Origin of the sequence: Ochrobactrum sp. WV_118_8 (assembly GCF_039631535.1) — a bacterium.
Classification (GTDB): domain Bacteria; phylum Pseudomonadota; class Alphaproteobacteria; order Rhizobiales; family Rhizobiaceae; genus Brucella; species Brucella anthropi.
Genome location: NZ_JBDIUZ010000001.1, coordinates 118,209 through 139,617 on the forward strand (window position 1 = coordinate 118,209; position 21,409 = coordinate 139,617).

The window sequence follows — 21,409 nt, forward strand, 5'->3', positions numbered from 1 at the left end:
CTTTTCTATTCCTGATTTTATCGTCCGCCAGCGCGGCGCTGTCGCCCGCCCGAGGCTGCAGCACCCTGCTCCTCGAACAGCGAGGCGAGCTGCTCCGTCATCGCGCCTGCCAGTTCTTCCGCATCAACTATGGTGACAGCACGCTGATAATAGCGCGTGACATCATGGCCGATACCGATTGCAATCAACTCCACCGGAGAGCGTGTTTCGATCTCTTCAATCACGGCGCGCAGATGGCGTTCGAGATAGTTGCCCGGATTGACGGAAAGTGTCGAATCGTCGACGGGGGCGCCGTCCGAGATCATCATCAGGATCTTGCGTTGCTCGGGACGCGCCAGCAGCCGCTGATGCGCCCAGATCAGCGCCTCACCGTCGATATTTTCCTTGAGCAGGCCTTCGCGCATCATCAGGCCGAGATTGCGCCGTGCCCGCCGCCAGGGCGCATCGGCGCTCTTGTAGACGATATGGCGCAGATCATTGAGGCGACCCGGATTGGCAGGCTTGCCGCGTCCAAGCCACGCTTCGCGTGACTGGCCACCCTTCCACGCCTTGGTGGTGAAACCGAGAATCTCCACCTTCACACCGCAACGCTCCAGCGTGCGGGCCAGAATGTCCGCACAGGTCGCGGCGACCGTGATCGGACGACCACGCATGGAGCCGGAATTGTCCAGAACCAGCGTCACGACCGTATCGCGAAAATCCGTATCGCGCTCCTGCTTGTAGGAAAGCGGCTGCGTCGGATCAATGACGATGCGTACCAGACGGGCCGAATCGAGATAGCCCTCTTCCAGATCGAAATCCCAGGAGCGATTCTGCTGCGCCATCAGGCGGCGCTGCAAGCGGTTGGCCAGTCGCCCCACCACACCCTGCAGATTGGCAAGCTGCTTGTCGAGGAAGCTGCGAAGGCGGTCTAGTTCCGCCTCGTCGCAAAGATCAACCGCTTCAACCTCTTCATCGAACTCTCGCGTGAAGACCTTGTAGTCGACATGTTCGGCAAAATTGGCGAAAGGCTGGTTCGGACGGCGTGTATCGCCCGGCGTTTCCGCGTCGATATCGTCGCTGTCATCCATGTCGTCGGCAGAAGCATCGGCGGCGTCCATTTCGCCCTGCTCGCCTTCATCGCTCGAACTGTCGGATTCTTCGCTTTCAGCGGAATCGGAACCTTCCTGGCTCTCGTCGCCACCTTCCTCGTTCTCGTCGGAATCCGGCGTCTGCTCGTCGTTCTGCTCTTCTTCGTCGCTCGGTTCTTCCTGCGACAGCTCCTCCGCCATATCCATGGAGGCGAGCATGTCACGCACCGTGCGCGCAAAGGCCTGCTGGTCTTCGAGATTGTCGCCAAGCCGCGCAATGTCGGCCGCAGCCTTCTGCTCGATCCACTCCCGCCACAGCTCGAGCACCTGTCCGGCTTCGGCAGGGGCGGACCGTCCGGTCAGCTTTTCACGCAGCAGAAGCGATACAGCTTCCTCAAGCGGCGCATCTTCCTTGGCGGTAACTGCAGAGAAATTGGCTTTCGAATATTTGTCCGCAAGCATGGTGGTGAGATTATCCGCCATGCCTGCCATGGCGCGGGCGCCGATGGCTTCCACACGCGCCTGCTCGACAGCGTCGTAAATCGCGCGCGCCTGCTTTCCTTCCGGAGCAAGGGCCGCGTGAATGCGCGGATTATGACGTGCCTGACGCAGCGCCATGGAATCGCCGAGGCCACGGGTGACGGCGATATCGTGCGCAGTCGGGCGCTTCGGCAGATCGGGAAGACGGGCGCGATTGGCGCTTAATGCCGGGCGGTCGTTGGTGAACGCCACTTCCAGCTCATGCTCACCGGAAATGGCACGGACACAAGCCGTTAGAGCGCGCTTGAACGGTTCGGAATCCACCGGTCCCGGTTTACGCTCGCGCGAATTATCGCCTATTCCTGACTTCTGGCCCGACATATGCCTATCCTGACTTCGCTTTCAAGCAAGGGCGAAGCTCATCGCCCCCGCATCAGACAGTGCGCTGCCGCCGGACATGCTCAGGCGGCAGGCTTCTTCCGCATCAAGCGAGAACGATATTCGCTGCCGATTCGGGCAGCTCTACGCCGAAAGCGCGCTGATAGAACTCGGCCACGATCGGGCGTTCCAGTTCGTCGCACTTGTTGAGGAAGGTCAGGCGGAAGGCAAAGCCGACATCGTTGAAGATCGCGGCGTTTTCGGACCATGTGATGACCGTACGCGGGCTCATGACGGTCGAGAGATCGCCATTGATGAAGGCCTGACGGGTCATGTCGGCCACGCGCACCATCTTGTTCACAATCTCGCGGCCTTCGGCATTCTGGTAATGCTTGGCCTTGGCGAGAACGATATTCACTTCATTGTCGTGCGGCAGATAGTTCAGCGTCGTCACGATGGACCAGCGGTCCATCTGCGCCTGGTTGATCTGCTGGGTGCCGTGATAGAGGCCGGTCGTGTCACCGAGGCCGACGGTGTTGGCAGTGGCGAACAGACGGAAAGCCGGATGCGGATGGATAACGCGGCTCTGGTCGAGCAGGGTCAGACGGCCCGAAGTTTCCAGAATGCGCTGGATCACGAACATCACGTCCGGACGACCCGCATCATATTCGTCGAAAACGAGAGCCACATTGTGCTGATAGGCCCAGGGCAGGATGCCGTCCTTGAATTCGGTGACCTGCATGCCGTCTTTCACGACGATGGCATCCTTGCCGACGAGATCGATACGGCTGACATGGCTGTCGAGGTTGACGCGCACGCAAGGCCAGTTGAGGCGGGCTGCGACCTGTTCAATATGGGTCGACTTACCGGTGCCGTGATAACCGGAAACCATCACGCGGCGGTTATAGGCAAAGCCTGCAAGGATCGCGAGCGTCGTCTGACGGTCGAAAAGATAATCCGGATCAAGCTCCGGCACATAGGAGTCGCCTGCCGCATAGGCTGGCACCGTCATGTCGGAATCGATCCCGAACACTTCGCGCACCGAAACCGTTGTATCCGGCAAATTGGCTATATCCCGCTCAACCTTGTTCATCATGCCTCCAGAGCGGCAGGCAGCGACCGGCCGCGAATTAATACCGGCAAGCTACCGACCGGCAACTTTCACCCGTGGGCATGTTTTTCCGGCGAGCCGGACGGTATGCCCCTTCCGTAATTCGTTGCGGGCATCCGTGCTTGCGTCCACGCAATCGCGCGGCAGAAGAATGTCCGTCGGAGCTGTCGGCGACAGCCCCATAGTCGGCCTTTCAGACCCAAACAGGCTTTAGCAAAAACCTGCCTGCTTGAGCAATTGATAAGCCTGAATAACATCGCGAAATCTTTCTTCCGATCCGCGATCACCACCATTCGCATCGGGATGGTGCTGTTTTACCAGCTCTTTATAGCGCGCCTTGATCTTATCGCCAGTCGAATTTGGTTCAAGACCGAGTGTCGCCAGCGCCTTTATCTCGAGCGTACGCGGCTTGCGCTGCGCTTTCTGGCCCGGCGCATGTCCCTTGGCTTCCTTGAAAAGGTTGAAGGGATCGCGGATGCGGTTGTGATAGGAAGCCGAACCGGAACGTACCTTCGCCATGTCCGGCGACGTGCGCGGCTTGGCGGTGGAGTTCGCCGTCGTCGACCATGTCGGTCGATGACCCGTGATCGCATCCTTCTGGAATTTCGCGATGTCGCCATCCGAAAGACCAGAGAAGTAATTGAAATTCTTGTTATATTCCCGCACGTGATCAACACAGAAGCGGAAATATTCACCTTCGCGCATGCGTCCGACAGGCGCGCGATGCGTGCCTGGCTTGTCACACCCGTCCCACTGGCAGCAAGGCCCCGAAGCCTTCGCTTCCGCGGTCTTCTTGGGCTTGATGCGGATACTGTCGAAAAATTTTGAGTTCGTTGTCATCGAATCGAATTATGCGGATTATGAGTTGCTGAACAAGAATTGACATTTCGTCCGGTCTGGCTTTTGGCCATTTCAACTGGGCGAAATTTTGAAGCAGGTTGCTTTCCTGTGCGGATTTGCCCCACCTTTTGCTGCCGAAGCAACGTTATATGAGGCACAGCGTCTATATGGGGAGAAGTGGTCCAAATGTCCATTCACAATAGCAAACAAAGCGCGATGGAAGCGAAACTGACCACGGCTTTCGCTCCCGAACGGCTTGAAGTCATTAATGAAAGCCATCTCCACGCCGGACATCATCACGAAGAGCGCGGCCATCATGAAGTCTATGACGGCACCGGCGAAACACACTTTCGCATCCGTATCGTTGCCCAAGCTTTTGCCGGAATGAGTCGCATTCAGCGCCACCGCGCCATTAACGAACTTTTGAAGGAAGAACTGGATAGCGGCGTCCATGCACTTGCACTGGAGCCTTCCGCTCCTGGCGAAGCAACACGGCGCTGAGCAGCTTCACGACTACCCATCACTTGGCATCCGGCCTCGACATGCCGTCCCAGACGGGAACGTCTCTTCCCCTGATCAGATCCGGCGTAAACCATGGTCTATATTACAAAGGCGCCCTTTCGGGCGCCTTTGTAATATAGACCAGATAGATCGAACTTTGCGGAGAAAAGAAATTCCAGGATAGTATCTAGTGCAAGTACCAATAGACCAGGACTGTATTTCTCTAATTATAAAGTAGGCCGTAGGCGATTTTCTCCGTAGTTTTCGTATCCAAACATAAGTCATATATAATGAATGCTACCGGATTATTAGCAGCCTTATTGTTGCGAAAAACAATGTTATAGAAGCGTATATTCTCAATAATTTCAAATGAATTTTTTTCTATTACTAGTAGTTGTATCCGAGATATATTAGACTAGAATAATATTATAATATTATGTCGTTTTATTATTACTTATATTTAATACTGAAACGCGCACAAGAAATCGGAAAAAACAACGCCAGCCCGGCCAGATTTTCCGGCCGAAAACTGGCTTTAATCTGGGATTAAAATATTCAGAAACAAAGTGTTAGGTGGAAACTGCTCCCGTGATAGCTTTCAGCGCGGCAGCGCGGCAACTATGGGCGCAGGCTTTCCATCGGCATCAAGTGGCACGATGCGCAGCCGTGTCAGGCGATTCTTTTCCTTCTTCAGGACGGAAAAGCGCTTCCCGTAAAAGGTGAAAGCCTGTTTCACTTCGGGAATGGTCTGGGTCTCATGAATGACCAGACCGGCAATCGTTGTCGCTTCCTCATCCGGCAAAGACCAGTCAAGCGCGCGGTTAATATCGCGAATCGGCAGCGATCCGTCGACAATCACCGAACCATCCGGCTGCAGGCGGACACCCTGGATTTCGATGTCGTGTTCGTCGGCAATATCGCCGACGATTTCTTCCAGAATATCTTCAAGCGTCACCAGCCCCTGCACGTCACCATACTCGTCGACGACGATGGCAATATGCGCCTTCCGGCGGAGAAACGCGTCGAGCTGGTCCTGCAACGTGGTCGTGTCGGGCACGAACCACGGCTTGCGCGCGACCTTCATGATGTCGATGCGCTTGAAATCATTGTCGACGTCGTAAAGCGCGCGCAGCAGGTCCTTGGTGTGGATAATGCCGACAATATTATCGATATCGTCGCGCCAGAGCGGCATACGTGTATGCGGGCTGGCCAGAATATCGCGCACGATCTCATCCGCCGGAGCATCGGCATTGACGGTGCCCATCGAGGTTCGGTGCACCATGACGTCGCTGACTTCCAGCTCCTTGAGGTCGAGCAGGCCGCCCAGCTGGTCACGATCTTCCTTGATGAGCGACTTGTCGCGATGCAGCACCTCGACCGCGCCGCGCAATTCCTCCTGCGGGCTCAACATGGACCGACCGGCGGCAAGATTGATGCCGCAAAGCTTCAGGATCGCGCGCACAATGCGGTTCACCGCACTGGAAATCGGGCCGAGGATCAGGACGACCAGCGACACGCCGCGTGCAACGGCAAGCGAAAACCGGTCTGGACCGGAAATCGCCCAGGATTTCGGCAGCACTTCCGCGAAGATGACCAGAATGACCGTCATTGCCAGCGTGGCATAAGCAACGCCCGCATCGCCGAACAGGTTCAAAAAGATGCTGGTGGCAATGGAGGACGCCAGAATATTGGCGAGGTTGTTGCCGATCAGAAGCGCACCGATCAGCCGGTCGCGGCGACTGATGAGGCGCTGGACCAACCCTGCGCGCTCGTCGCCATTATGTTCGAGCGTGTGCATCCGGGCTCGAGACGCCGCCGTCAGCGCCGTTTCGGACCCGGAAAAGAATGCTGAGAGAATGACGCAGAGCAGGATGATGCCGCACATAACCCAGAGCTCGAAAGCCATCCGCCTTATCCTCTTATTTCGTTTCCAGACGTTCTTTCAAAAATTCCAGCACGGCGGCCGGTGGCACGTCCTTGGCAATAAAGGACTGGCCGATGCCGCGCGTCAGGATGAAGGTGAGCGCACCACGCGCCACTTTCTTGTCCTGCGCAATATAATCCATCAGCTTTTCCGCCGGTGGCAACCCGCCCGGAACATCCGACAGCCTGTATGGCAGCCCGACGGCTTTCAGATGCGCCTCAACGCGCTCCGCATCCTCAATGCCGCACAGGTTCATCTTGACCGAGAAGCGATGGGCCAGCGCCATACCGATAGCGACACCTTCACCATGCACAAGACGGGTCGAATCGTAGCCCGTTGCCGTTTCCAGCGCGTGGCCGAAAGTATGACCGAGATTGAGAAGCGCCCGGTCACCGGTTTCGCGCTCGTCGCGCGCAACAACGGCCGCCTTGCAGCGGCAGGATTCAGCGATGGCTTGCGTCCGTGCCGCCCCGCCGGAGAAGACCTCCTGCCAGTTCTGTTCCAGCCATTCAAAAAAGTCCGGACGGTCGATCAGACCATATTTTGCAACTTCGGCATAACCGGCGCGGAATTCACGCGGGCTCAGCGTGTCGAGAACCTCCGTATCGGCCAGAACCAGCTGCGGCTGATAAAAGACACCGACGAGATTTTTACCGTGTGCCGTGTTGATCCCGGTCTTGCCACCGACCGAGGAATCCACCTGCGACAGGAGCGAGGTCGGCATCTGAACGAAATTCATACCACGCCGCACGATACCGGCGACGAAGCCCGAAAGATCGCCAACCACACCGCCGCCAAATGCCACGACCGCGTCACCGCGCTCCAGCCGCGCCGCCAGTACGGCATTGGTGACGGTTTCCAGCGCACCGAAGGATTTGGACTTTTCACCCGGCGCAACAATCACCGGCGTCACATCGATACTGGCCTTGGCGAAGCTTGCTGTCAGGCGCTCCAGATGAGCCTTGGCAACATTTTCGTCCGTCACCACCGCCACGCGCACGCCTTTCAGACGCTTCGCCAACTCCTCGCCTGCACGATCCACCAGCCCCTTGCCGATCAGAATATCGTAGGAGCGGTCGCCAAGCGACACGGGAACAGTCGTAACATCCTGGGCGATGGAAGGCGCGTTCATGCGTAGTCTCCAATACATGCGGCGAAGACATCGGCGGCTTGTTCTACCGGACCGATTATGCCTCTAATCTTTCAAGATGATCCGCCAGAACATCGAGCAGTTCCGCAGCGATCACTTCCTTCTTGTCATCCCGCGTCATCAGCTGAAGGTCGGCCAGTGCATAGACAGGATAACGTTCATTCATCAGCCGCAGCATGACGCCGCGCGGATCGCTGTTTTTCAGCAGCGGGCGGTTCTGGCGGCGCGATACGCGCTCCATCAGAATATCGATTTCCGCATTGAGCCAGACGGAAACACCTGCACGACCGATTGCCGCGCGTGTTTCGGCATTCATATAGGCCCCGCCGCCGGTGGCCAGAACCATCGGTCCGTCTTCGAGCAGGCGCATGATGACCCGACGTTCGAGATCGCGGAACTCGACCTCGCCATATGCTTCAAACAATTCAGGAATGGTCATGCGGGAAACCGCTTCGATCTCCGTATCGGCATCGCGAAACGGCAGGCCGAGCAAGGCTGCAGCCTTGCGTCCGACGGTGGATTTGCCTGCACCCATCAGCCCCACGAGTACCACGACTTTCGAACCGAGAAGATCGCGGATCAGCTCCGCTTTCTCATGTAGATTGTTTTGTTTTGTCGTACTGCTCATTGACCTCGTCCATTTGTTCCGGTTCCACATGAAAAACAGGACGACGTCAATTGCTTTGATTGGTTTTCAGGGCGTGCATGGCCGCAAGCAAGGCTTTTTTGCATGATTGGGCTCTTGTCTCCTCTTTCATTCCTTCTCCTTGCTTTCATTCCTCCTCCTTGCTTTCGTCCCCCTCCTTGCTTTCGTCCCCCTCCTTGCTTTCGTCCCCCTCCTTGCTTTCGTCCCAATGCCACAGCATAAAAGATGGATGCCTACGCTAACGCGCCTCGTTCTCTTTCTCGCCCTTGTCGCCGCCGTCGTTTATGGCGCGATGTATACACTTGCCAATTTCGTTGAGCCGGACACACGCGAGATCACCGTCGAAATACCGGCTTCGAAGCTGAAACCTGTCACGATTGCGCCTCCGCCAGCTCCCGCAGCCGAGCTTGCCCCTGCGGAGACCGCCGATACGGCGCCCCAATCGCCGCAGACACCGCAGGAGTGACGATGCGCGCATCGCTGGCGATCGAGAACTTTCTGGAAATGATGAGCGCCGAACGGGGCGCGGCGGAAAACACGCTTGAATCCTACCGGCGCGATCTTGAGGTGGTGGCAGAGGCGCTGTCGACCCGAGGCGTCAATCTTGCCGAAGCGGGAGCGGACCATATTCGCAGCGCCATTGATGCCATGGCAACGGAAGGTTTTGCCGCGACATCGCAAGCCCGGCGTCTGTCGGCGCTACGCCAGTTCTTCCGCTTTCTCTATTCGGAAGGTTATCGGCAGGACGATCCAACCGGTACGGTCGATGCGCCGAAAAAGCAGAAGCCTTTGCCGAAAATCATGAGCGTTGAGAACGTCACAAAACTACTCGACCGCGCAGCACTTGAAACCAGCGAAGAAGCGGAACCGGCAGAGCGCTTCAAGGCGCTGCGCCTTCACGCTCTCATTGAAACACTTTATGCCACTGGCATGCGCGTTTCCGAACTTGTTGGTCTGCCGGTCGGCGTCGCGCGCACCGACCACCGCTTCCTACTGGTTCGCGGCAAGGGCTCCAAGGAACGCATGGTCCCGCTTTCGCCCAAGGCACGTGAGGCGTTGCAGCGCTTTCTCGCCTTGCGGGATTCCCTGCCTGGCAGCGACGACAATCCGTGGCTTTTTCCGGCTTTTTCGGAAAGCGGCCACCTGGCGCGCCAGGTTTTTGCACGCGAACTGAAAGGGCTTGCCGCGCGGGCGGGATTGTCGGCGGCAGCCGTTTCACCGCACGTGCTCCGCCATGCCTTTGCCAGCCATCTGCTGCAGAACGGTGCCGATCTGCGTACCGTGCAGCAATTGCTCGGCCACGCCGACATTTCAACGACGCAAATCTATACGCATGTGCTGGAGGAAAGACTGCATAAGCTTGTCAGCGAGCATCATCCGCTTGCCGATTAGCCTCTGTCCGGTTATGAGAAAGTCGAAAATTTGCAAGATGAGCCAGTAGTGAATATGTAAAGCGCCGTAAAACAGCCTTTTTCAGGCTCGCAATAGCGCTAATCCCTTTGGAAAAAGCACGAACAGTCAGGCCCGATGTACAACTATCTCGACTTTGAAAAACCCGTCGCCGACCTTGAAGGCCAGATTCTTGAGCTCAAGAAGCTCGCGCAGGAACAAGGCAGCGTCGAGATGAGCGACGAGATTCGTCGCCTCGAGAAGCGTTCGGCCGATGCGCTGAAGGACATCTATCGCAAGCTGACCCCGTGGCAGAAGACGCAGATCGCCCGCCATCCGGACCGTCCGCATTGCCTGGAATATATTGACCGGCTGTTCACCGAATTCACTCCGCTCGCCGGTGACCGCAAGTTTGCCAATGACGAAGCTCTCCAGACTGGTTTTGGCCGCTTCAACGGTCAGGCCGTTGCGATCATCGGGCAGGAAAAAGGCTCTGACACCAAGACGCGCCTGAAGCACAATTTCGGCTCGGCCCGTCCGGAAGGCTATCGCAAGGCCGTCCGCATCATGGAAATGGCAGACCGTTTCCAACTGCCGCTCATCACTTTCGTCGACACGGCAGGCGCCTATCCGGGTGTCAGCGCCGAAGAACGCGGCCAGGCTGAAGCCATTGCGCGCTCGACTGCAGAATGCCTCCGACTGCGCGTTCCGGTCATCTCGATCATCATCGGTGAAGGCGGTTCTGGCGGCGCAATCGCCATTGCCGTTGCAAACCGCGTCTATATGCTTGAGCATTCTATCTATTCGGTGATCTCGCCCGAAGGTGCTGCGTCGATCCTCTGGCACGATTCCACCCGCGCCAAGGATGCCGCCTCGAGCATGCGTATCACCGCACAGGACCTGTTTGACCTGAAGGTCATTGACGGTGTCATTCCTGAACCTATGGGTGGTGCGCATCGCGGCAAGGAAGCCGTCATCGATGCGGCTGGCGATATTATCGCAGCATCGCTGCGCTCGATGAAGGATATCGACGGCGAAACGCTGAAGCAGGAACGCCGCCAGAAATTCCTCGAAATCGGCCGCAACATCTGATTTTCACCGCGAATTGGAGCGCATCCCGAAAAGTGTAATACGGTTTTCGGAATAAGATGCGCGGTTCAGAACAAAAAGAAGACCTGTCCGGGAGGCCTCGCGCCTCCCGGATTTGCATCATGCTGCAAATTCGGCCATATTGCCGACGCGCTGGATTTTAGCTATCTGAGCAAGGATTTATAAACGATACCGTAAGGTTTCGGTTTTAGAATTCGACGTTCAGGAAATTGGCTTTTGCTCATAAAGTCTCTGGCGTAGCTCTAACAGACTCGATGCGACATGAAGATCAGAACCGCAATTCTAGGCTCCGTAATGGCAACCGCGCTCCTCGCCGGCTGTCAGGGTTCGTCCGTATCCGATCTAAGCCTCCGGGCCGAGAAGCCGCTTCCCGAGAAAGTCGTTGCCAAGATGAAGGCGAAGGGCATGACCCGCACCTCGCCAATCATGGTACGCATTTTCAAGGAAGAAGGCACACTCGAGGTCTGGAAGCAGAAGAACAACGGCAAGTACGACCAGATCGCATCCTACGACATCTGCAAATGGTCGGGCAAGCTCGGGCCGAAATATATCGAGGGTGACCGTCAGGCGCCGGAAGGTTTCTACAACGTCCGTCCCGCCCAGATGAATCCGAATTCGAGCTATTATCTCTCGTTCAACATCGGCTTCCCCAACGCCTATGACCGCGCCAATGGCCGCACGGGCCAGCACCTGATGGTGCATGGCGCATGCTCGTCGTCGGGCTGTTACTCGATGACCGACGAACAGGTTGCCGAGATTTACGCCTTCGGTCGCGACGCCTTCAAGGGCGGCCAGCGCGATTTCCAGATTCAGGCATTTCCGTTCCGTATGACGGCTGCCAACATGGCGCGTTACAAGAGCGACCCGAATTATTCCTTCTGGAAGATGCTGAAGCAGGGCTACGACTCTTTCGAGGTCACCAAGGTGCCGCCGAAGGTCGATGTTTGCGAAAAGCGCTATGTGTTCAACGTCGCGACACCGGACGGCCAGCCTCTGTCCGCAACGGACGCCTGCCCGCCTTCGGCTGGCGGCGAGGCCATGTCCTATGCGTCTTACGAAAAGACCTATCAGTCGGCATTCAGCGCCAGCCAGAAGGCACCGGCACCATCTATTCAGGGCATCGCCGAAGCCAAGCTCGTCTCCGCCTGGAGCGCTGCGCGTGCACGCGGTGAAAAGGTAACGCGGGAACCGCCGTCACTCACCGCTTCTTCCGCTGAAAAGGCGGGCGCACCGGACATTCGCCCGGCAACGCCAGCCGCACAGCCGACAGCCATTGCTGCAACGCACCAACCGGCTGCTGTTCCGGCTCAGCCGACGACACAGACCGCAGCTGTGCCCGCACCACAGCCAAATCCGGCTGCAGCGCAGGCTGCTCAGTCTGTTTCACCCCAGGTCTCTCCAATGACGACCGCCAGCACGGTGGCGCAGAATGTCGAACAGCCGGCAGCTGTCGCAGCCCCCGAGCCGAAGAAGCCATGGTGGAAGATCATCGGGAACTGATGGCCTTGCAGGATGACATTCCTGTCTACGACCTGAGGGGGCTTAAATGCCCCCTTCCGGTTTTGAAAACCCGCAATCGTCTGGAAAAAATGCCGAGCGAAGCGCTTCTCTGGGTGGAAGCGACCGATCCGCTGTCCGGCATCGACATCCCGCATTTCTGCGCGCAGGAAGGCCACACCCTGGTCGCACAGGAGCACCAAGGGACGTTGCATCGCTTCCTTATTCGAAAGAAATAAGTATCAGCTCCGGGGCGAAAAACCCGGAATAGCCAGCGGATTTTCCATCAGCGCGGCACGGTCTGGCCTATCGAGCGCAGGACGCCCCAAAAACGCATCGAACAGCTCACGCACATAGGTTTCCGGCAGATCCTTCACGATCATCACCAGAAGCGTTTCCCGCTTATCCTGCGGCCATTGCGGCAGGCGTGCTGGCGGATGGAAAATCTTCTGCACCCCGTGAATGACGACAGGGCGATCCGGGTCTTCGGCAATCTGCACGATCCCTTTCACACGCAGAAGCTTTTCCCCATGCGTTGAACGCAGAAGATCCAGGAACATATCGAAGGTCGATAGCGGGATCGGCGCATCGTGACGAAGCGAAAAGGACCGGATCGCATCGTCATGGTGATGATGATGCGCATGGCCATGATCGTGATGGTGTTCGTGGTGATGAGGATGGTCGTGATCGCAATCCGGCCCGCAAACATGGTCATGCCCGTGATGCGAATGCCCATGATGGGAGTGGTCATGATGACCATCCTCATAGGCTTCCGCCTTGAGCCAGCGCTGCACGTCCGCCGATTTCGTTTCCGGATTATAGAGACCGCATTCAAAAAGCGCCGCATAACCCGTGCGCTGTTCACCGGCTTCCAGAATGTCTGCGCCGGGATTGAGCGCATGAAGACGCGCCTTCAATGCTGCCAGTCCTGACTGCGCTTCCGGCAGATCGGTTTTGGTCAGCACGATGCGGTCGGCCATTGCCGCCTGCTTGACGGCTTCCTCGTGATTGTCGAGCGTCGCCATGCCGTTGACGGCATCCACGGTCGCCAGAACACCGTCCAGCCTGAAAGCCTGCATGAGCACCGGATGCCCCATGATCGAATGCAGCACCGGCGCCGGATCGGCGAGCCCTGTGGTTTCGATGATGACGCGTTTCAGCGCCTTGATGCGCCCGGTCTGGAGACGGTCGATCAGGTCGGCCAGCGTATCCACCAGCTCGCCGCGCACCGTGCAGCACAGGCAGCCGTCGGAAAGCTCGATCACGCCCTCGCTCGCCTGCTCAACCAGCAGATGATCAATGCTGATCTCGCCGAACTCGTTGATGATGACCGCCGTATCGCTCAGCGCCGGATCTTTCAGAAGCCGGTTGAGAAGCGTCGTCTTGCCTGAACCAAGAAAACCGGTCAGCACGGAAACGGGAATGGGATTCGGCATATCAGTTGATCGCGGTGGTATTGGCACCGGCGGAACGCTGCGGACGCGGCATTGGCACCGGAATCTGCGAAATGTCGAGCTGGCTCGGGCGGGTCGTCGGACCCGGTTCGGAAACCAGACCGACGCGAACCGGAACCGGATCGCGATCCATCGCATGGATATAAGGCGAATTGATTTTCAACTTGCCCTCGACATCGCGACCGTCCCAGCGATCGGCCATGGCCTGCTGGCTGCAGATAGCCTTGCGCATATCGACGGCCTGATTGAGATTTCCGCCGGCTGCGGGGCGCAAGGTCGCCAATGTAGCGCCACCGCTCGCATTTGCCCTGAAAGCGTCAGTCATCAGCTGTGCTGCCTGAACCGCGCGCGCTTCCTGCCGGTCCGCACCGAGAACAATTGCCAGCACGGTCCGACCGTTGCGCGTGGCCGAACTTGCAAGATTGAAGCCGGATGCACAGACGAAGCCGGTCTTCATCCCGTCCGCCCCGTCATAGCGGCCAAGCAAAATGTTGTAATTGGCCTGAACTTTCTTGCCCGCGCCCGGATCGATCGCCTCGGTCGCAAAATAATGCGCATATTGCGGAAATTCGCGGCGCAGCTGCACGGCCAGAACCGCCAGATCGCGTGCCGTTGTGTAGTTATTGGGATTATGCAAGCCGTTCGGATTGGCGAAATGCGAGCCGACCATACCGATACGCTGCGCTTCCGCATTCATGCGCTGCACGAAACCGGATTCCGTTCCACCCACGGCCTCGGCAACGGCCACAGCAACATCATTGGCCGACTTAACCAGCATGATCTTCAACGCCGTATCGAGCGTCATGACCGATCCCGGCTTGTAGCCCATCTTGCTCGGCGGCTCCTTGGCGGCGTTGACCGTCATGCGCACCGGCGAATCCAGCGTCATCTGGCCCGACTGAAGCGCACGGAATGCCACATAGGCCGTCATCATCTTGGTCAGGGAAGCGGGATACCAGCGCTGAAAAGCTTCCTGCTGCTGGTAGACCTTGCCGGTTGCCACATCCACTGCGATCGAGGGATTAGCGGCGGCGGACGCCAGTGCGGTCGCGGACAAGCCAACAGCTGCAAACCAGATTTTCAATGATTTCGACATCATTCCGTAGTTCCAATCGAAATAGCCTGCAACTTCTGCGGGTTCGAATTGCTCTATAATGGGAGATTAACGCTTTCTTTATCTATGCCATGTGGCGATGAAAAGGCAAACAGGGATTGCCCGCTTTCACCGAAACGTCATATCCTGTTTCCTTCAAATCACGCCCAATCCGGGGAGCCATCAGAAAATGCCAGTGTTGAATCGTGCCGTTGAAACGCAAGCGGAAATTGCCGCATGGCGCCGAAAACTGCACCAGAATCCTGAACTTCTCTACGACGTGCACGAAACTGCACAATTTGTCGAAGACAAGCTGAAATCCTTCGGTTGCGATCTTGTGGAAACAGGCGTCGGACGCACAGGTGTGGTCGGCATCATCAAGGGTCGCCATGGCGATGGCCCGGCAATTGGCCTGCGCGCCGACATGGATGCCCTGCCCATCACCGAAACGAGCGGTGTCGAATGGGTCTCGCAAAATCCCGGCAAGGCGCATTCCTGCGGCCATGACGGACACACCTCAATGCTGCTGGGCGCAGCACAATATCTCGCGGAGACCCGCAATTTTCGCGGTTCGGTAGCGCTTCTGTTCCAGCCTGCCGAAGAAGGCGGCGCCGGTGGCCTCGCCATGGTCGAGGACGGCGTGATGGACCGTTTCAACATTTCGGAAGTCTACGGCATCCACAATATGCCGGGCCTGCCGGTCGGACAGTTCGCGATGCGAAAAGGCCCGATCATGGCCGCAACCGACGAATTTGACCTTTTCATTACCGGGCGCGGCGGCCACGCAGCGCAGCCGCATCGCACCATCGATCCGATTCTGGCAGGTTCCCAGCTGATGATCGCCCTTCAGGGCATTGTTTCGCGCAATGTCGATCCGCTTGATTCACTTGTGATCTCGGTGACGAAGTTCATTGCAGGCGAAGCTTATAATGTGATCCCGGAAAAGGCGACGCTGTCGGGCACTGTCCGCACGCTCAAGAAGGAAACCCGCGCCTTTGCCGAACGCCGTATCCGTGAAGCTGCCGCCGGTATCGCAGCCGCCACCGGTGCGGAAATCACCGTGCGCTACAAGAACAATTATCCGGTCACCTTCAACCACGATGCACAGACGGAGTTTGCCGCCCGCGTCGCCAGCGCTGTGGCGGGCGAAGGCAAAGTGGATGAGAGTGTCGAGCCGATGATGGCGGCGGAAGATTTTTCTTACATGCTGGAAGCGCGCCCCGGCGCCTATATCTTCCTCGGCAATGGCGATACGCCCGGCCTTCACCACCCGGCCTATGACTTCAATGACGATGCCATTCCCTATGGCGTCAGCTATTTTGTAGCGGTAGCGGAAACGGCGCTTGCCGCCTGATGCCTGAATAAATCCGCCTGCCCCGCTTTTTGCGGGGTTGGCGACCAGCATGAAAAACAGTATGTGTCTGAAAGCATTCGCAATGCTGGAATCACCGGCGAATGCTCATCGGTTGGTCCCGTAGCTCAGTAGGATAGAGCGACAGATTCCTAATCTGTAGGTCACAGGTTCGATTCCTGTCGGGATCACCACCGCATTTCACCCCTCATACGGCCAGTTGGCCTGCGAGAAGACACCACCATCGACCCAGATCGTCTGGCCGGTAACAAAACGCGCCGCATCGGAAGCAAAGAACAGGACCGGGCCGGAAATGTCCTCCGCTGTTCCCACCCTGCGCAGCGGCGTGATGCGTGCCCAGGTGCCGGCATAGTCGGGCTGTTCTTCTGCCGTGCGTTCATTGAGGATCGCGCCGGGGGCCACGCAATTCACCCGGATGCCGTGCGGCCCAAGCTCCACCGCCGAAGCCTTGGTGAACTGCTCTATGCCGCCCTTCGATGCTGTGTAGGAAACCAGTTTCGGAAAGGCGAGCTTGTTGCAGCCTGATCCGATATTGACGATGGCGCCGCCCTTGTCGGCCTCCACCATGCGCTTCGCGGCAGCCTGCGTGTTGAGGAAGCAGCCTTTCAGATTGGTGCGGATGACATCGTCCCAACCATCCTCGGAAAGTTCCAGCAAGGGTGCCCAGGTCTGGATGCCTGCATTGTTGACCAGCACATCGGGCGCATCACCGAACCAGTCACAGACCTCATCGAAGAAGGCTTCGACCTCGACACGTCTTCCGACATCGCAGCCAAGCCCCAGCGCCTGACCACCCGCTTCTTCGATGGCTTCGACGAGCGATCGTGCAGCTTCGTCATCGTGCTTGTAGCTGAAGGCCACCGTGTAGCCCGCATCGGCAAAAGCACAAACGAGATGCCTTCCAATGCCGGTACTCCCGCCCGTGACGACTGCAAACTCACCCATGCCAAATCCCTCCCGGAAGTATTCCCGGTCACGAATTTAATAGGTTTTCAGCGATGGTAAACCGGCAAAAAACAAAATAGCTTCCGTATAAATGCGAGGAGAGAAAATGAACCCTGACATCAAGGAAGCCAATGGCGCGTGCCACTGCGGAACGGTGCGCTTTCGTGTTAAACTTTCGGATGGCCTTAACACTGCACGCCGTTGCACCTGCTCCTATTGCCGGATGCGCGGGGCCGTCGCCGTTTCGGCTGATCTTGATGGGCTGGAAGTGCTTGAAGGTAAAGAGGCGCTGACGCTCTACCAATTCAATACCGGCGTCGCGAAACATTATTTCTGCTCGAAATGCGGAATTTACACCTTCCACCAGCGCCGTTCCAATCCGCGCCAGTTCGGCGTGAATGCGGCTTGTCTGGAGGGTGTATCACCATTCGATTTTGCGGTCGTCGAGGTGAATGACGGCGTGAACCACCCCTCCGACAATCCGAAGCGAAAAGGCTCGGATGTCGTGGGCTATCTGCGTTTTGAACCGGTCGTTGACGGGGACTAAATCCGCGCGCGCCGCTTGTGCTCGTTCTTCTCCCATGAAAACAGAACTGGCGGCAGCGGATCAAGACCGCGAATAATATCCGCACCCTTTTCGCCGATCATGATGGTCGGCGCATTGGTGTTGCAGGACGGAACGCGCGGCATGATCGAACTATCGCAAACCCGCAGACCTTCCAGACCGCGCACTTTCAGATCAAGATCAACAACGGCCATCGCATCGGTTCCCATCTTGCACGTGCCAACCGGATGATGATCAGTCTTGGCATTGGCACAGGCATAATCGAACAGATCGTCTTCACTGACGACCTTCGCGCCCGGCAGGCGTTCGGCCATGACAAAGGGCTTCAACGCATCCTGCTGCATGATTTCGCGCGCGATCTTTAAACCCTCAAGCGACATCTTGCGATCATGCGGATCGCTCCAGTAATTGGGGTCGATCAGCGGTGCCGCAGCCGGGTCGCTGGAAGCGAGCCGCACCGTTCCACGCGAGCGCGGGTGCAGATAGGCAGAATTGAGCGTTACGCCTGCATTCTTGAGCTTCTCGACACCGGCCTCGATCCCCGAACCAAGCCCCAGATGGAACTGAATATCCGGCGAACGTGCATCCGGGTCGGCATACCAGAAACCGCCGGTTTCAAAGAGGCTTGATGCCACCGGGCCAGAGCGCAGCAGAATATATTGCAGCCCCGCGCCCAGTGTCCGGTGCAGCTTTGCCACGCCATCATAGGTGTGATCGCCGGTGCATTCGGCAATGACAAATAGGTCGAGATGATCCTGCAAGTTTTCGCCCACACCCGGCAGATCATGCTTGACCGCGACACCCGCCTTTTTCAGATGATCGGCAGGGCCGATACCCGATTGCAACAGAAGCTTCGGTGAGCCGATAGCGCCGGACGAGACAATCACCTCACGGTTTGCGCGCAAAACCTCGCCGTTCATCAGTGTTACGCCGGTGACTAGGGTCTTTTCCAGATCGATACTGCGCACCGGCGCATTCATCCGCACGGTAAGGTTCTTGCGATCCCTGATCGTCGCGAGATAGGCAAGGGATGCTGACGAGCGGCGGCGATTGCGCTGGGTGAGCTGATAAAAGCCGACACCTGCCTGTTCGCGACCGTTGAAATCCGGATTATAGGGAATGCCCAGTTCTTGCCCGGCGCGGATATAGGCATCGCAAATCGGCAATGGCGCGGATGGCATCGAAACGCCAAGCGGCCCGCCATAGGAATGAAAATCATCGTTGAAGCGCTGATTGTCTTCGGCGCGTTTGAAATAGGGCAGCACATGGCGATAATCCCAGCCGGTACAGCCATCCTCGCCTGCCCAGAGATCATAATCGGCGGCATTACCGCGCGTATAAATCTGCGCATTGATGCTGGAGCCACCGCCGATGACTTTCGCCTGCGTATAGCGAAGCACACGGTTTTTCAGATGTTTCTGCGGAACGGTTTCCCAGCCCCAGCTCGCCACGCCCTTGGTCATCCTGGCAAAGCCGGCAGGCATGTGAAACAGTGGATTCCAGTCGCTTCCTCCGGCTTCCAGCAGCAAGACTTTCACCGAAGCATCTTCGCTCAGACGATTGGCGAGAACACAACCGGCAGGCCCGCCGCCAACGATGATATAATCGTAATTCATTTGTTTCTCCTCCCGAGAAACTAAAGCTTCGCAATAGACAGGCCGCCATCGGCGTTGATCACCGAGCCTGTTGCGAAAATGAAATTTCCGCCCGCAAGCCCGGCCGCGATGGCGCCGACATCGCCTGCCTCGCCCCAGCGTTTCATCGGCACCAGACCGGCTTCGATCAGCCCGTCATAACGCTCGGCAACTTTGGCTGTCATATCGGTGCGGATGATACCGGGGCGCACCTCGAACACACCAATCCGCGCTTCAGCCAGACGCAACGCAAGCCCCTGCACGAAGGCGGTCAACCCAGCCTTGCTGATGCAGTAATCAAGCCGCTCCGGCGAAGTCATCACTGACGAAACCGAACTGATCGTCACGATACTGCGTGGGAAACGCACTTCGGTTGCGGCAAGCATGGCCTTCACCACAGCCTGGGTGAAAAACACCGTGCCACGCAGGTTCACATCCATGATCGTGTCGAAGTTTTCGGGCTTCAGACCCAGAAAATCCCCGCGTTCGACCGAACCCATGCCTGCATTGTTGACCAGACAATCGATGCCGCCAAATTCCTTCAGCACCGCGGAGACAGTTGCCTCATGCATTCCAACGGCAGCCAGATCGCTTTCAAAGAAAACCACCTTTCCGCCAAGCGCGCGCAATTCATGGATGACGGCATCGTCACGCTCGCGGTCGGTAATCGCCAGATCGAACCCCTTGGCGGCCAGAGTGCGGGCAATGCCAAGCCCGATGCCACGCCGCCCACCGGTTACCAGTGCAACAGGTCGTTGATGGTTCATGCCAGCACCTCCCGGTTAAGACTGTCCGCCACGCGCAACGCCTGTGCGGCGATGGTCAGCGCCGGATTGACCGCCGCCGATGTCGGCAGGAACGACGCATCAACCACATAGAGATTGGGATGATCGTAAGCGCGGCAATATGGATCAAGCGGCGCCGTCGCCGGATCGTTGCCGATACGCACAGTGCCGCATTGATGCGATGGCGTACGCCGGTCAAAAGCCCGTGACAGCACCACCGGAAAACCTGCCTGCCTGAGTGCTGATTTGAGCTTATCGACCAGCATCAGATGCGCTTTCCAGTTGCTGCGCACCCAATGCAGAATGATGCGATCGCCATCCACTGTCACGCGGCTTTCCGGCGATGGCAAATCTTCGCTCATCGCGTAAAAATCGATCGTATGACGTGCAATGCGGTTCAGCAGCCATTCCGGCACGCGGGGCATATTGGCTGTCAGGATTTCGCCCGACACACGGCCAAGCAGTTGTACATTGCCAAGCGGCGGTCCGCCTGCTCCATCCGACAGATAGTAATCATTGAAACCGAAAGTCTTCTGGTGGATGGAATCGTTGCGATAGCGCGGGTCGAAAGCAATCACCGCGCTGGAATTGTGGTTCATGAAATTGCGGCCCACCTGATCAGAACGATTGGCAAGGCCGGAGCGCAGCAGAAGCGCTGCCGACTGCACCGCACCGGCTGAGAGAATAACGAGCTTGGGGCGCAGCACCAGCGTCTCACCATTCTTCACATAATGAACTGCGGTGATCGCCTTTCCATCCGGCCCGGTTTCCAACCGCGTCGCCCGCGCTTGAGTTTCAAGCCGCACATTCGGATATTCAAGCGCCTGCGCAAGCGGACAGGATTCCGCATCCATCTTGCCGTCATCGCTATTGGGAAATGCATCCCATGGCGTTTTAGCCTTTGCCAGCCAACGGTCGATATCGACACCCAACGGCAAGGAAGCCGGGTGAAGTCCCGCTTTCTTTAATCGGGCACGCACATCGGCCATTGGCCGTTCGTCATGGATCGCCGGATAGGGATAGGACTTTGAATGTTCCGGTTCGGTCGGATCATCGCCCAGTTCACCCCGCACCTGAAAAAGCTGCTCAGCACGGCTATACCACGGCTCCAGCTCCTCATAGGCGAATGGCCATGCCGGAGACACACCTTCCAGATGCGTCATCTCGGCAAAATCCTCGCGGCGATAACGGATCAGCACCGCGCCAAAGAACTTGGAATTACCGCCAACATTATAATAATTTCCGGGATTAAACGGCGTGCCATCCGTCTCGTACCAGAACTCTTTCGGGCGAAAAAATCCACGCTGGAAAATGGCGCGCGGGTCGCGATTTTCCGATCGGTCCGGCAAGCGCTCCCCCGCCTCAAGAATGAGAATGTCGGCACCTGACGCGGCAAGACCGGCAGCCATTGTCGCGCCGCCGATACCCGATCCGATGATGACGATATCCGGCTGTCCTCCCAAAG

21 protein-coding genes and 1 tRNA gene are annotated in these 21,409 nt (G+C 57.6%); 9 read left to right on the top strand and 13 right to left on the bottom strand.

The genetic code is table 11. The features are described 5' to 3' along the window. Positions 1-17: 17 nt before the first annotated feature. From cobT to ABDF71_RS00620, 4 genes are all read right to left on the bottom strand, one after another. The gene (cobT, locus tag ABDF71_RS00605; RefSeq protein WP_151663716.1) at positions 18-1,931 is read right to left on the bottom strand and encodes a cobaltochelatase subunit CobT; all 1,914 of its coding nucleotides are present in this window, start codon (positions 1,929-1,931) and stop codon (positions 18-20) included. A 103-nt stretch (positions 1,932-2,034) separates the two neighbouring features. After that, complete coding sequence (gene cobS / locus ABDF71_RS00610) at positions 2,035-3,021, bottom strand: cobaltochelatase subunit CobS (protein WP_010657611.1); 987 nt, start codon at positions 3,019-3,021, stop codon at positions 2,035-2,037. A 228-nt stretch (positions 3,022-3,249) separates the two neighbouring features. Next, positions 3,250-3,879 carry a J domain-containing protein gene (locus ABDF71_RS00615; RefSeq protein ID WP_010657612.1) on the bottom strand — a complete coding sequence of 210 codons (630 nt, stop codon included), beginning with the start codon at positions 3,877-3,879 and terminating at the stop codon, positions 3,250-3,252. Continuing rightward, entirely contained in the window at positions 3,876-4,073 is a 198-nt protein-coding gene (locus tag ABDF71_RS00620; RefSeq protein WP_080514313.1) for a hypothetical protein, read from the bottom strand. The genes ABDF71_RS00615 and ABDF71_RS00620 overlap by 4 nt, the downstream gene beginning before the upstream one ends. Here ABDF71_RS00620 and ABDF71_RS00625 point away from each other — a divergent pair. Continuing rightward, positions 4,066-4,380 (top strand): BolA family protein, encoded by a 315-nt coding sequence (locus ABDF71_RS00625; RefSeq protein ID WP_010657613.1) that lies wholly within the window; start codon positions 4,066-4,068, stop codon positions 4,378-4,380. The two genes, ABDF71_RS00620 and ABDF71_RS00625, sit on opposite strands and share 8 nt — an antisense overlap. Before the next feature lie 598 nt (positions 4,381-4,978). Here the strand turns inward: ABDF71_RS00625 and ABDF71_RS00630 are convergent. Genes ABDF71_RS00630 through ABDF71_RS00640 form a run of 3 tightly spaced genes read right to left on the bottom strand, consistent with a single transcriptional unit; the run spans position 4,979 to position 8,082 of the window. After that, positions 4,979-6,286 (bottom strand): HlyC/CorC family transporter, encoded by a 1,308-nt coding sequence (locus tag ABDF71_RS00630; RefSeq protein ID WP_010657614.1) that lies wholly within the window; start codon positions 6,284-6,286, stop codon positions 4,979-4,981. A gap of 13 nt (positions 6,287-6,299) precedes the next feature. Continuing rightward, positions 6,300-7,436: a 3-dehydroquinate synthase gene (aroB, locus tag ABDF71_RS00635; RefSeq protein WP_151663715.1), complete on the bottom strand. Its 1,137-nt coding sequence runs from the start codon at positions 7,434-7,436 to the stop codon at positions 6,300-6,302. 55 nt (positions 7,437-7,491) lie between these two features. Beyond that, the gene (locus tag ABDF71_RS00640) at positions 7,492-8,082 is read right to left on the bottom strand and encodes a shikimate kinase (RefSeq protein ID WP_010657616.1); all 591 of its coding nucleotides are present in this window, start codon (positions 8,080-8,082) and stop codon (positions 7,492-7,494) included. A 247-nt stretch (positions 8,083-8,329) separates the two neighbouring features. Here ABDF71_RS00640 and ABDF71_RS00645 point away from each other — a divergent pair, with 247 nt between their 5' ends. The 5 genes from ABDF71_RS00645 (at position 8,330) to ABDF71_RS00665 (ending at position 12,335) form a co-directional block, all read left to right on the top strand. Then, positions 8,330-8,566, top strand: coding sequence for a hypothetical protein (locus ABDF71_RS00645; protein WP_010657617.1), 237 nt, complete (start codon positions 8,330-8,332; stop codon positions 8,564-8,566). A 2-nt stretch (positions 8,567-8,568) separates the two neighbouring features. Further along, a complete protein-coding gene (gene xerD / locus ABDF71_RS00650) occupies positions 8,569-9,492 on the top strand; it encodes a site-specific tyrosine recombinase XerD (protein WP_151663714.1) in 924 nt (307 codons plus the stop codon). A 135-nt stretch (positions 9,493-9,627) separates the two neighbouring features. Further along, positions 9,628-10,581, top strand: coding sequence for an acetyl-CoA carboxylase carboxyltransferase subunit alpha (locus ABDF71_RS00655; RefSeq protein ID WP_151616144.1), 954 nt, complete (start codon positions 9,628-9,630; stop codon positions 10,579-10,581). A 279-nt stretch (positions 10,582-10,860) separates the two neighbouring features. Beyond that, a complete protein-coding gene (locus ABDF71_RS00660) occupies positions 10,861-12,099 on the top strand; it encodes a L,D-transpeptidase family protein (RefSeq protein WP_151616143.1) in 1,239 nt (412 codons plus the stop codon). After that, positions 12,078-12,335 carry a sulfurtransferase TusA family protein gene (locus tag ABDF71_RS00665; protein ID WP_235916994.1) on the top strand — a complete coding sequence of 86 codons (258 nt, stop codon included), beginning with the start codon at positions 12,078-12,080 and terminating at the stop codon, positions 12,333-12,335. Before ABDF71_RS00660 ends, ABDF71_RS00665 begins: the two co-directional genes overlap by 22 nt. Positions 12,336-12,338: 3 nt before the next feature. On the opposite strand, the gene ABDF71_RS00670 is transcribed toward ABDF71_RS00665, so the two are convergent. Beyond that, positions 12,339-13,532 (bottom strand): CobW family GTP-binding protein, encoded by a 1,194-nt coding sequence (locus ABDF71_RS00670; RefSeq protein ID WP_151616141.1) that lies wholly within the window; start codon positions 13,530-13,532, stop codon positions 12,339-12,341. A gap of 1 nt (position 13,533) precedes the next feature. Next, positions 13,534-14,649, bottom strand: coding sequence for a D-alanyl-D-alanine carboxypeptidase family protein (locus ABDF71_RS00675; RefSeq protein WP_012091110.1), 1,116 nt, complete (start codon positions 14,647-14,649; stop codon positions 13,534-13,536). 184 nt (positions 14,650-14,833) lie between these two features. On the opposite strand from ABDF71_RS00675, the gene ABDF71_RS00680 reads away from it, so the two are divergent. Beyond that, positions 14,834-15,997, top strand: a complete 1,164-nt coding sequence (locus ABDF71_RS00680; RefSeq protein WP_151616140.1) for a M20 aminoacylase family protein — start codon at positions 14,834-14,836, stop codon at positions 15,995-15,997. A 114-nt stretch (positions 15,998-16,111) separates the two neighbouring features. After that, positions 16,112-16,188 (top strand) — tRNA-Arg (locus ABDF71_RS00685). Between the two features lie 7 nt (positions 16,189-16,195). Here the strand turns inward: ABDF71_RS00685 and ABDF71_RS00690 are convergent. Beyond that, the gene (locus ABDF71_RS00690) at positions 16,196-16,960 is read right to left on the bottom strand and encodes an SDR family NAD(P)-dependent oxidoreductase (protein ID WP_151616139.1); all 765 of its coding nucleotides are present in this window, start codon (positions 16,958-16,960) and stop codon (positions 16,196-16,198) included. A gap of 106 nt (positions 16,961-17,066) precedes the next feature. Here ABDF71_RS00690 and ABDF71_RS00695 point away from each other — a divergent pair, with 106 nt between their 5' ends. Next, the gene (locus ABDF71_RS00695) at positions 17,067-17,507 is read left to right on the top strand and encodes a GFA family protein (RefSeq protein WP_029926351.1); all 441 of its coding nucleotides are present in this window, start codon (positions 17,067-17,069) and stop codon (positions 17,505-17,507) included. Here ABDF71_RS00695 and ABDF71_RS00700 read toward each other — a convergent pair. The 3 genes from ABDF71_RS00700 to ABDF71_RS00710 are packed head-to-tail and all read right to left on the bottom strand — an operon-like array spanning position 17,504 to position 21,407. Further along, a complete protein-coding gene (locus tag ABDF71_RS00700) occupies positions 17,504-19,141 on the bottom strand; it encodes a GMC family oxidoreductase (RefSeq protein ID WP_500060804.1) in 1,638 nt (545 codons plus the stop codon). The two genes, ABDF71_RS00695 and ABDF71_RS00700, sit on opposite strands and share 4 nt — an antisense overlap. Before the next feature lie 20 nt (positions 19,142-19,161). Beyond that, positions 19,162-19,926, bottom strand: coding sequence for a 3-ketoacyl-ACP reductase (locus ABDF71_RS00705; RefSeq protein WP_151616670.1), 765 nt, complete (start codon positions 19,924-19,926; stop codon positions 19,162-19,164). Continuing rightward, positions 19,923-21,407 carry an FAD-dependent oxidoreductase gene (locus ABDF71_RS00710; RefSeq protein ID WP_151616679.1) on the bottom strand — a complete coding sequence of 495 codons (1,485 nt, stop codon included), beginning with the start codon at positions 21,405-21,407 and terminating at the stop codon, positions 19,923-19,925. Before ABDF71_RS00710 ends, ABDF71_RS00705 begins: the two co-directional genes overlap by 4 nt. Between the last annotated feature and the right edge of the window lie 2 nt (positions 21,408-21,409).